General features: G+C 62.3%; 9 protein-coding genes and 1 tRNA gene. 5 read left to right on the forward strand and 5 right to left on the reverse strand.

Annotated features, from left to right (window positions below; all coding sequences use genetic code 11):
- The first annotated feature begins 144 nt into the window (after positions 1-144).
- Positions 145-732 (forward strand): hypothetical protein, encoded by a 588-nt coding sequence (locus ACXWUF_RS10970; RefSeq protein ID WP_458494718.1) that lies wholly within the window; start codon positions 145-147, stop codon positions 730-732.
- 49 nt (positions 733-781) lie between these two features.
- Entirely contained in the window at positions 782-2,206 is a 1,425-nt protein-coding gene (locus ACXWUF_RS10975; protein ID WP_458494719.1) for a dockerin type I domain-containing protein, read from the forward strand.
- 56 nt (positions 2,207-2,262) lie between these two features.
- Here the strand turns inward: ACXWUF_RS10975 and ACXWUF_RS10980 are convergent, their stop codons facing one another.
- Entirely contained in the window at positions 2,263-2,679 is a 417-nt protein-coding gene (locus ACXWUF_RS10980) for a PRC-barrel domain-containing protein (RefSeq protein ID WP_458494720.1), read from the reverse strand.
- A 258-nt stretch (positions 2,680-2,937) separates the two neighbouring features.
- Between ACXWUF_RS10980 and ACXWUF_RS10985 the strand changes: the two genes are divergently transcribed.
- A complete protein-coding gene (locus ACXWUF_RS10985) occupies positions 2,938-3,453 on the forward strand; it encodes a hypothetical protein (RefSeq protein ID WP_458494721.1) in 516 nt (171 codons plus the stop codon).
- Positions 3,454-3,533: 80 nt separating this feature from the next.
- Positions 3,534-4,562, forward strand: a complete 1,029-nt coding sequence (locus ACXWUF_RS10990) for a helix-turn-helix domain-containing protein (protein WP_458494722.1) — start codon at positions 3,534-3,536, stop codon at positions 4,560-4,562.
- 335 nt (positions 4,563-4,897) lie between these two features.
- Here the strand turns inward: ACXWUF_RS10990 and fba are convergent, their stop codons facing one another.
- Positions 4,898-5,935, reverse strand: a complete 1,038-nt coding sequence (gene fba, locus ACXWUF_RS10995) for a class II fructose-bisphosphate aldolase (protein ID WP_458494723.1) — start codon at positions 5,933-5,935, stop codon at positions 4,898-4,900.
- A gap of 75 nt (positions 5,936-6,010) precedes the next feature.
- Positions 6,011-8,026 carry a transketolase gene (gene tkt / locus ACXWUF_RS11000; protein ID WP_458494724.1) on the reverse strand — a complete coding sequence of 672 codons (2,016 nt, stop codon included), beginning with the start codon at positions 8,024-8,026 and terminating at the stop codon, positions 6,011-6,013.
- Between the two features lie 262 nt (positions 8,027-8,288).
- Between tkt and ACXWUF_RS11005 the strand changes: the two genes are divergently transcribed.
- Positions 8,289-9,248 carry a LysR substrate-binding domain-containing protein gene (locus tag ACXWUF_RS11005; RefSeq protein ID WP_458494725.1) on the forward strand — a complete coding sequence of 320 codons (960 nt, stop codon included), beginning with the start codon at positions 8,289-8,291 and terminating at the stop codon, positions 9,246-9,248.
- A gap of 78 nt (positions 9,249-9,326) precedes the next feature.
- On the opposite strand, the gene hemN is transcribed toward ACXWUF_RS11005, so the two are convergent.
- Positions 9,327-10,694 (reverse strand): oxygen-independent coproporphyrinogen III oxidase, encoded by a 1,368-nt coding sequence (hemN, locus tag ACXWUF_RS11010; RefSeq protein WP_458494726.1) that lies wholly within the window; start codon positions 10,692-10,694, stop codon positions 9,327-9,329.
- Positions 10,695-10,807: 113 nt separating this feature from the next.
- Positions 10,808-10,900, reverse strand: a tRNA-Ser gene (locus tag ACXWUF_RS11015).
- Positions 10,901-11,245 lie beyond the last annotated feature (345 nt).

Genomic DNA, 11,245 nt, shown 5'->3' on the forward strand with positions numbered 1-11,245 from the left:
GAACCGGAAACCTCGCCGCCGGTGCTTCGTCGGCGGCGAAGCTCTCTGTCGTAGTGTGGTAACAGCTCGCCTGCCCTGCTAAAGGCGAGGCAAGGGATTGCTTGCTTCCTCTGACTTCATCAAGGCACAACCAACGGAGAAAAAATGAAATCCCCCCGACTCTTTCGCAAAATCCTCGCCGCCGCCCTGCTGGTCGGGACCGGCGCGGCGACTTCCGCCGAAGCTTCGTCCCTCTGGCTGAATTCCCTTACGCCAAACGTGTCCGTCGGCGATCAGGCGGTATTCGAACTGTGGATGGATTTCACCGGCGATCCTACCCTCGGCGGCGGCGTCGATGTCGTTTTCGACAACTTCACCGACGGCAACCAGTTGGCCTTCGCCGCCTACACCGCCGAGCCTTTGGGGGATACCGATCTCATCAGCACGCCCAGTGTCGCCGCCACGGGCGACCGTGTCGAAGGCATTACCTTCGGGGATTTGGCAACTGGTCTGGAAGGCCCGGCCCTGGTGGGCACCTTGCAGTTCAATGCCAATGCCGCCGGCAACTACAACCTTTCGCTGGTGGCCGCGGCCGGCGGATTCTTCTCCATCACCGGCCCGGAACAGTTTCCAACGTTTACCGGTGACTCGGTCAACGTCGAGGCGGTTCCCCTGCCCGCCACGGGTTGGCTGATGCTGAGCGCCCTATGGGGATTCTTCGGTTTCCGAACCCGGTCCAATATCCGCGGCTGAGCGGAATTCCACCTACATCCTGTCCTTTCACCTTTACGCGAGAATACCGATGACTACTCAGCGCATCCTCAAGCCCGCGACTTTGCGCGGCGCACTCTCGATGGCTTTAAGCGTCGCTCTGCCCTTGTCCTGTCTCGCTACCCTGCCGGCCAACGCGAGTCCGACCTTCGGCAGCCTGTCCAATTTCGACATCATCAACGATACCGGTGGCGACTGTAACGGGTTTGAAATCGAACTGGAGGGTGTCCGTAGCACGGGAGTCTACGCCTTTGAATGGGAAACCTACGGCAAGCCCCGCCTGATTGACACGACCGACGCCGTCAGCGGACTGCCGGTGTTGAAGGTGCGTTATGAGAGTCCTTACGACGCCAAAACAGGCACGTTCCCCTTGCGGACGGTCAGCCTGCCCTCGCCGATCACCATGCTGACCAACGGCCACCAATGCGTGAACACGCCCCTGGTCAACAACAGCAGCGGCTGCGAGCACTTCGGCGTGGGCACGGTGGGCAATCCCAGCAAGGTGACTTACCACTGGCTGGTGCCCGATCCCGCCGCGCCCGGCAACCTCAAGCATTCCGACAGCCCGGTCAGCATTCCGGCGCCGCTGTGGCAGGTGCTGCCTGCCCCTGATCCCGTAGCTAATCCTAATCCGGTGGTCGCGGCCGTCATTCCCAAGGAGGCGCCCGAGCAAGAGGATGAGCACAAGCTCGATTGCTCCAAGTGGGGGCCGGAAGCGCAATGGATGGTGGAATACGTAACCGAGACCGAACACGCCGAATTGGAAAACCTGCTCACCGACAACGCCAAGGTTCCCCAGGACAAGAGCGAAACCGAAGTGGAATGGCAGTTGCAGCAGGCCCGGCCGACTTGTGACGAGTTTGGCAATCCCATCGATGGCGCGGAACAGCAAAACGAAGTCCGAAACGAGCGCCAGCCCGCCGACGGCAAGAATTCCATCACCCGGCGCTACGAGTTCTACAAATACGCCGGGGCCTACGATGCGGAAAACAACGAAGCCCTGCCATTGAAAGCGCCGGATAGCTGCAAGGACGCGCCCTATGCCTGCGACGAACTCGGCGAGATCGACCTCACCGCGCCCAACACCGACCTGGGCGACTACATCGGTTCGCAGATGGCGGCGGTCAATGTTGCCGACGCCGACAGCGATAATGTTGAGAACGTCGATTCCACCGGCGATCACAGCAAAGACGACAACTGTGCCCTGCAACGGAATCAAAATCAGCGGGACACCAACGGCGACGGCTACGGCAATGCCTGCGACCCGGACTTGGATGATGACCACGACGTGGACAACAACGACCTGAATGCCATGAAATCTCAGTTCCTCAAGAAGAACCCCAACCCCAACGCCGATTTGAACGGCGACGGCAAGGTGAACTTCGCCGACTTGGCGGTGCTTAAGACTTTCCTGGGCGGCGCGCCGGGACCGAAGGGTGGCGAGTTGGCTCATTAAGTCGACTGGGATTCGTGGCGGAAAAGGGATTTCCGCCACCCCGCCTCCGGCAACATTTAGCGGGCGTACTGGAACTCAGGCAATTGCTTCAAACTGTCCTTGCTGGCTCCCGGCAAAGTGATCTTGGGCTCGATGCCAGTGAATTGCTGCACGGGAATGGCAACCCGGTGGGCACCCAGCCCCAAGAAACCGCCCACATCGACAATGGCCACCGACAGCGACCCGTCGGGGCTGACGATGAAGTCGTCGACCCGCCCAATCTTTTGCTTCTTGTCGTTGTAGACATCGGCGCGGAGCAGCTTCGTGACCCGCCAGCCCTTGGCGACCAGTTCGGTTTCGGTGACGGCCACGCCCAGAGTGGACCGGCCCACGACGGGCGCGTCGTTCTGGGTCTGCTGCGCGTTCACACCGCCCGCCAAGGCGAGGCCGCAAAGGGTGGCTAAGGTCAGGGCTTGGGGAAATTTGAACTCCATGACTTCACTCCTGATAGTGACGGATGGTTCGGTCGGTGAGAATGTGGGGGCGGCGTGAAGCGTCCGTTTGCGCCGCCCGCCTAAATTGGACCGTGCGGGGGCCGCGAGTTTCCCGGGTCAGTCGATGGGATGGGGCGGGGCGGGAAACGATCATCGCCCGGTTACGTCCAAAGGCTTGAGTATCAATGCTGACCCGGCCACCTATCAGAAGCAGCCATGCCGCGCCTTGCCTCGTCACCGCCGCTTTGGCGGGCCTTAATGTTGCCGTTCCTCGCGCTGAACATGGGCAGTGCCGAGGCGGTTGACCTTGGTCCCTGGGCCAGGCATGTGCTACGGCACGGGGAATGGACTTCGCTCGATTTCCGTCATCCGGCCACCGGGCTGTTTCTCGCCGCCCGCGCAGGCACCGAGGATCCGCGAACCGCCACAACGCTGACCCTGACCGCCGCGCCGACCCAGGGCTGCGCGGCGGAAGCCGTGATCGTCCACAAGGCCGGCGCGCCCGCCAGCCGGGGAAGGGACGAGGCGACCACGGCCAGCCTCCAACTGGATGGCCTGCCCCCGCGCCAACTCCGGGCGCGCCTGGTGATGCCTCGGGGCGATGTCTTCGTGTTCGCGCAGCTACTCGACGAGCCGCCCCTGGACGCCCTGAAGAATCACGGCACCCTCACGGTGTCTCTGTCCGAGGTCGGGCGGGCCAGTTTTTCCCTGGATGGCTTCGAAAGCGCCTGGACCACCGCCTGGGAGGCATGCCAAGCGTTCCTCGCGCCCTGAGCAGTCAGCGCTGGCTGGTTTTTGATTCACCCCCGGCTCGGATAACATAGGGGCATATTTCTCCCCTGTGTTGTTGATTCATGAATATCACCGATTCCAACCAAAACCACGACGTCGAGGCGTCCGGCTCCACGCCGCCCCATGCCGCGCCGCATCCCGGCGCCAAGCTGCGCGAACAGCGCGAGGCGCGGAATCTCAGCCTGGAAACCGTGGCCCGGCAGTTGCACCTTTCAATTCAGGCGGTCCGGGCGCTGGAAGAAAACGACCTCGCCAAGCTGCCGCCGCCGGTGTATGTCCGGGGCTTTCTGCGGAGTTATGCGCGCTTGGTGGATATGCCGGAAGACGAGGTGGTCGGTGCCTTGCCGATGCAGCCCGGCGCCCCCAAACCCAGCGAATTATTCATTCCGGCCGCCCCGGCGGCACCTTCCCGATACTGGCGGTTAGCGCCCATGGTGTTGGCTCTGGGCGCGATTGGCGGGCTGGTGGCACTGGCCGTGCCCTATCTCGGCGAGCAAGACTCGGTAAAGCCAGCGCCCGAAGCCGTGAGCCTCGTCTCAACGCCGACGACTCAGGAAGGCGCGGCTCTGGCCTTGGTGCCACTCCCGTTGGAACCGGCACCGATGCCCGCGCCCGCTTCCGCTCCGGTCACTCCCGCGCTCGTGCCCGCGCCCGCGCCCGCCCCCAAACCCTCGACGGCATTGTCCCCGCCGCCCAGCGAGCCGCTGCCCATTCCGCCCGCTTCGCACGTTACGGAGGCGCCGCTTTCCGCCATTATCGAGCCATCCAAGCCCGATGCTCAGCAAGCGCCAGCCCCCACCGTTGCCCCATCGGAAGCGCCAACCCCGCCGCCACCGCCCCATTCACTGGTGCTGCGCTTCTCGGGCGAGTCATGGGCCAGCGTGTCGGACGCGACGGGACGCCGCCTGTTGTACGAGGCTGGAGCGCCGGGCGCGACCAAAACGGTGTCGGGGAAATTGCCGCTGAAGGTGACCTTGGGCCGACCGGCCAATGTCAGCCTGGAATTTAACGGTCAGCCATTTCCGCACAAGTACAAGGACAACGGCACGCCGGTCAGGCTGCGCATCGGCGATGGGGACGCGCCGCGGTGAGCTTGCCCGCCCGCCCCGTCTAACCTTAACCGTCGGGGACGGGTTCATGTGCCGGGGATGCGGGATCGAGGCGAGAGGGTGGGTGATGCCTCGGCGGGGCTTTGAGCGAATGGCGATGGTCGATTTCGGGACCATTCTTTTCAAGCAGGATTTACGCGGCCTTGCCGACGCCGATTCCATGCCCTGAACCTGTGGGGGCGGTTTCCAACCGCGACCGATCACGTCGGCCGACTCGGTTTTTGAAACCGAGTCGGCCTTTTTCTGGGCACAAAAAAAGAGGGCGGGGATTAACCCGCCCCCTTCCTTCATGAGCCGGAGCTTATGACTGGGTCGGTTTAGTTCACAACCGGGTCCAGTTCGCCCTTGGCGTAGCGCTTGCTCATTTCGTCCAGGTTGTAGACCTTCTTGAGCTTGGACGCCTGGCCTGCGGAATTGAAGGCCTCGTAACGGGCCTTGCAGATGCCGGTCATGCCCTTGGTGGCTTCCTTCAGGAACTTGCGCGGGTCGAAGTTCTTCTTGTCCTCGGACATGTGCTTGCGGATGGCGCCGGTGGAGGCCATGCGCAGGTCGGTGTCGATGTTGACCTTGCGGACGCCGTTCTTGATGCCCTCGACGATTTCCTCGACCGGCACGCCGTAGGTCTGCCCCATGTCGCCACCGTAGCTGTTGATGATTTGCAGCCAGTCCTCCGGCACGGAGGAGGAACCATGCATGACCAGGTGGACGCTGGGGATGCGGGCGTGGATTTCACGGACGCGGTCGATGCGCAGCACCTTGCCGGACGGCTTCTGGCTGAACTTGTAGGCGCCGTGGCTGGTGCCGATGGCGATGGCCAGGGCGTCAACGTGGGTCTTCGCCACGAAGTCAGCGGCTTCGTTCGGGTCGGTCAGCAGCATGGAGTGATCCAGGCTGGCCTTGCCTTCTTCCAGGGAACCCAGGCAGCCCAGTTCGCCTTCCACGGACACGCCGCACGCGTGGGCCAGATCGGCCACCAGGCGGGTGACTTGGACGTTGTACTCGTAACTGGAGGGGGTCTTGGCGTCTTCTTGCAGGGAGCCGTCCATCATCACCGAGCTAAAGCCGGACTGGATGGAGCGGAAGCACACGCCGGGGGCGGCGCCGTGGTCCTGGTGCATACAAATCGGGATGTGCGGGTACTGTTCCAGCGCGGCCAGGATGAGGTGACGCAGGAACGGTTCGCCCGCGTAGGAGCGCGCGCCGGCGGAGCCTTGCAGGATCACCGGGGAGTCCACGGCGGAAGCGGCCTCCATGATGGCCTGGACCTGCTCCATGTTGTTGACGTTGAACGCCGGCAGGCCGTAGTTATTCTCGGCGGCGTGGTCGAGTAGCTGTCTGAGGGTGATAAGTGCCATGTGTGTTCCTCGCTTGTCTATATCGTATCTCCCGCCCCGAACGAACGGGGCGGGAGGTGGGCCTTGGCGTAAGGTTTAGAACAGTTCTTCGACTGTCTTGACGACATTGTCCACGGTGAAGCCGAACTCCTTGAACAACTGACCCGCCGGAGCCGATTCGCCGAAGCGGTCGAGACCGATGATCTTGCCGTCAAAGCCGACGTATTTATACCACCCATCGGTGGAACCGGCTTCCACGGCCACGCGCTTGGTGACGGACGGCGGCAGCACCTCGTCGCGGTAGGCTTGGTCCTGAGCTTCGAACACGTTGGTGGACGGCACGGAGACCACGCGGACTTTCTTGCCCTTCGCGGCCAGCGCTTCCTGAGCCTTCACCGCCAGTTCCACCTCGGAGCCAGTGGCGATGAGGATGGCCTCGGGGGCGCCTTCGCAGTCGCGCAGGATGTAGCCGCCCTTGCGGATGGCTTCGATCTGCTCGGGGGTGCGGGGAACGTGCAGCAGGTTTTGACGAGAGAAGATCAGGGTGGACGGGCCATCCTTACGCTCGATGGCGGCGGCCCAGGACACGGCGGATTCCACCGCGTCGGACGGACGCCAAACCTGCATGTTGGGGATCATGCGGAGGGTGGCGGTCTGCTCGACCGGCTGGTGGGTCGGGCCGTCTTCGCCGAGGCCGATGGAGTCGTGGGTGTAGACGAACAACACTGGCGCCTTCATCAGCGCGGCCATACGCAGCGCGTTGCGGGCGTACTCGGAGAACATCAGGAAGGTCGCGCCGTAGGGCTTGAAGCCGCCGTGCAGGGCGATACCGTTCATGATGGCGGACATGCCGAACTCGCGCACGCCGTAGTAGACATAGTTGCCGTTGAAGCCTTCGGCGTTGATGTCCTTGCAGCCTTTCCACAGGGTCAGGTTGGAACCCGCCAAGTCGGCGGAGCCGCCCAAGAGTTCCGGCAGCAGCGGGCCGAAGCCGTTCAGGGTGTTCTGCGAGGCTTTGCGGCTGGCGATGGTTTCGCCCTTCTCGGCCACGGCGGCGATGAAGGCACCCGACCTCTCGGCCCAATCGCTCGGCAGTTCGCCAACGATGCGGCGTTCGAACTCGGCGGCCAGTTCCGGGAATTCGCGGCGGTAGTTCTCGAAGCGGTCGTTCCAGTCGGACTCGTACTTGGCACCCACTTCTTTGGCGTCCCACCCCTCGGCGATGTCGGCGGGGATTTCGAACGGGGCGTGCGGCCAGCCCAGGTTTTCGCGGGTCAGGGCGATTTCGTCATTGCCCAGCGCGGCACCGTGGCATTCTTCCTTGCCCTGCTTGTTGGGGGAGCCGAAACCGATGATGGTCTGGCAGCAGATCAGGGTCGGCTTGCCGGTCTCGGCGCGGGCGGCTTCGATGGCGGCCTTGATGGCTTCGGGATCGTGGCCGTCCACGGTCGGGATGACATGCCAGCCGTAAGCTTCGAAGCGGGCCGGGGTGTTGTCTTGGAACCAGCCGGGGGTGTGGCCCGGATGGCCGCGCACTTCGCCGTCGATGGAGATATTGTTGTCGTCATAGAACGCGATCAGCTTGCCCAGGCCCATGGTGCCAGCCAGCGAGCAGGCTTCGTGAGAGATGCCTTCCATCATGCAGCCGTCGCCCAGGAACACATAGGTGTTGTGGTCAACGATGGTGTGGCCGGGGCGGTTGAACTGACCGGCCAGGGTGCGCTCGGCGATGGCGAAACCGACGCCGTTGGTGATGCCCTGACCCAAGGGGCCGGTGGTGGTTTCGATGCCGGGGGCGTAGCCGTATTCCGGGTGGCCGGGGGTTCTGGAGTGGAGCTGACGGAACTGCTTCAGTTCGTCGATGGGCAGGTCGTAGCCGGTCAGGTGCAGCAGGGAATAGATCAGCATGGAGCCATGCCCGTTGGACAGCACGAAGCGGTCGCGATCCGGCCACTTCGGGTTCGTCGGGTTATGACGCAGGTAATCGTTCCACAGGACCTCGGCAATGTCCGCCATTCCCATCGGCGCTCCCGGATGACCGGAGTTGGCTTTCTGTACGGCATCCATGCTCAAGGCGCGTATAGCGTTGGCAAGTTCTCGGCGCGAAGGCATGTTGTTCTCCTCAGAAGGTTGTTGTCGAATAGTAGATTGTGAATTATCTATCAGCGGAACCGGCTTTGTCATCTAATCTTCCCGTGATTCCAAGGGCTTGCGGCGTTGGGCGGTGGGCTTGACAAGATCGGTGGCGGGTGAATAGCGGCTCCGATGCCCGATTGGCATGGGGTGGATACTTTAATGGCTTTTTAGTATAAGAAAAGTAAGAAATATTTACCTTAGAGATAAATCAAACTTTATTAAGAAAGCGGGTTTAGCCATGAATGTCACCCTCCGGCAGTTGAAGGTTTTCGAGCGGGTCGCCCGGCGCTTGAGTTTTACCCGCGCCGCCGAGGAGCTTTTCCTCACCCAACCGGCGGTCTCGATGCAAATCAAGCAGTTCGAGGAAAGCGTCGGCCTGCCGCTGTTCGAGCGGCTGGGCAAGAAAATCTACCTGACCCGTGCGGGGGAGGAATTGTACCGCCTGAGCCGGACCATTTCCCAACAATTGGAGGAGGCCGAGCAATTGGTCGAGGAACTCAAGGGCACCGAGGGCGGTCGGCTGTTGGTGGCCGTGGCCAACACCGTCCACTATTTTGGTATCCGGCTGCTGGCCGAATTCTGTCGCCGCCACCCAAAAGTCCGGGTCAGCTTCAAAGTGACCAACCGCAAGGGTTTGTTGCGGCAGTTGGAGGACAACGAATCCGACATCGTGCTGATGGGCCAGCCGCCGGACGACGACAGCCTGGAAGCGGACGCCTTCCTCGACAATCCCGTCGTGGTCATCGCTCCGGTCGATCATCCCCTGGCCGGGCGGGACAGCATCGCCCTGGATGAACTAGCGCAGGAGAGCTTCCTAATGCGGGAACAGGGTTCCGGCACCCGCAACTCGGTGGAGCGGTTCCTGGCCGAGCGGGGCGTCCGGTTGAATATCAACATGGAGATGAACACCAACGGCGCCATCAAGCAGGGCGTGGAGGAGGGGCTGGGTTTGGGTATCGTGTCGATCCACACCTTGGAGCGCGAACTGGAGGACGGGCGATTGGCTGTGCTGAACGTGGAATCCTTTCCGATCATGCGTAAGTGGTTCATCGTGCATCGGGCCGGTAAGCGGCTGTCGGCGGTGGCGCGGGAATTCTCCGATTTCGTCAAGAACGAATCGCCCCAATTTGTGAGGGGCGACATCATCGAGGCGGCGTTAAAGGGAACACGGAACCGGGACGTGATTGCCCGGCGGTAATCCGCCGTGGGAGCGGGCTTCAGCCCGCGACATCGCCCCGTTGCCCGGTCGCGGGCTGAAGCCCGCTCCCACAAACGGTTACACCGTCCTTGAATATCTCGGCGCTTCGCCCGTGGCTGGCTGCCGCAAATAAGCATCAAACAGCATGGCGATATTCCGCAGAAACAACCGCCCGCTATCGGTAACGCGGATGACATCCCCGTCCAGCACCAGCAAGCCATCCGCCGCCAATTCCGCCAATTCTTCGCCGCAAGTGAAATGGGCGTCGAATTCCACGCCCCATTCTCGCCCAAATGCTGCCGTGTCCAGTTCCAAGTCGCACATGATGCGGGTGATGGCTTCCCGGCGCAGCTTATCCTCGCGGCTGATTCTTAAGCCACGCTCGGTGGGCAAGCGCCCGGCCTGGATGCGGTCGCGATATTCCGAAAGTTTCTTGAGGTTCTGCGCGTAGACCTCGTCGGTCTGGCTGATGGCCGACGCGCCGAAGGCCAGGATGTCGCAGTCCTTGTGGGTGGTGTAACCCTGGAAGTTGCGGTAGAGGGTTTTATTCCGCTGCGCTTCCACCAGTTCGTCGCCGGGCAGGGCGTAGTGGTCCATGCCGATGTAGACGTAACCCACGCCGGTGAGCCGGTCCAGGATGAGTTCCTGCAAGGCGATGCGGGTGTGGAAATCGGGCAGGTCCGCTTCGGGAATCAACTTCTGGTGCCGCTTCATCCACGGCACATGGGCATAGTTGAATACCGCTAGCCGGTCCGGGCGCATGTCGATGATGGCGTCCAAGGTTTTGGCGAAACTCGCCACGGTCTGGTGGGGCAGGCCGACCATCAGGTCCATGTTCACCGATTCAAAGCCAACCTCCCGCATCCAGCCATAGACTTCCCGAATCAGCGCTTCTGGCTGCACCCGGTTGACCGTTTTCTGTACCCGTTCGTCCAAGTCCTGCACACCCAGGCTGATCCGGTTGAAGCCGAGATTTTTCAGCGTTTGAACATGCTCGCGGGTCAGTTCGCGGGGGTCGGCCTCGCAGCCAATTTCCGCGTCGTCCGCCAGGGTGAAGCCCGACAGCAGATGACCGAACAGCCGCTCCATGTCGGCGGGCTTGAGGAATGTCGGCGTGCCGCCGCCCCAATGCACTTGCCGAACCTGATGATGCGGCGAAATTAGGCCGGTAACGTGGTCGATCTCCCGGAACAGCAGGTCGAGATAGCGCTCGGCCCGGCCATAATCGCGGGTCGCCACCATGTTGCAGCCGCAGTACCAGCACAGCGTGTCGCAGAAGGGGATGTGCGCGTACAGCGAGAGGCCGCGTCCGCTGTCCCGCTCGGCCTTGAGCTCGGCCTCCCAGTCCGCGTCGGTGAAGCCGGTGTGGAAATGGGGGGCGGGCGGATACGAGGTGTAGCGTGGCCCGGATTTGCAGTACTTTTCGAGGAGCGCGGTGGTTTTCATGGGCGGAGGATTAGGCCGGGGGATGGAAAATCAAAGCCCTCGGAGGCGTTTGGCTGAGGAATAAAAAAACCCGCTGACCTGTTGGGAGGTGCGGGTTCTTTTATGGCGGTATTTGGCGGAGAGGAAGGGATTCGAACCCTTGTGGGGCGTTTCAGCCCCCATCCGATTTCGAGTCGGCGCCGTTGTGACCGCTTCGGTACCTCTCCGTGGAAAGGCAGCTATTATCGCAGAACTTCGCGCCAATAAAAATGCCAGCCTTCGTCGGCTTGAGGCAATCGCGCTATGTCCCTTTGGTCCCCTCTCCCACCAGAAGAGGGCTAGGCGAGGGGGGCGAATAAGGTTTCTTCCTCAAAAACCGTTTCGGTGGACGGACATGAAAGGCCACACGAGGAAAAAAGCCTGTTTTTCATCCTCTCTGGAGCGGGGCTTTTGCTGCTTCAGGACCACAGCGACCAGCGCCCGAAGGCCAGGACGTACAGGGCTATCAGGCCATTGGTCGTCATGTGGGCGACGATGGCGTCCCCCAGTCGACCCCGGTGGTAGACCGCCCC

Source organism: Methylomagnum sp., from assembly GCF_054333355.1.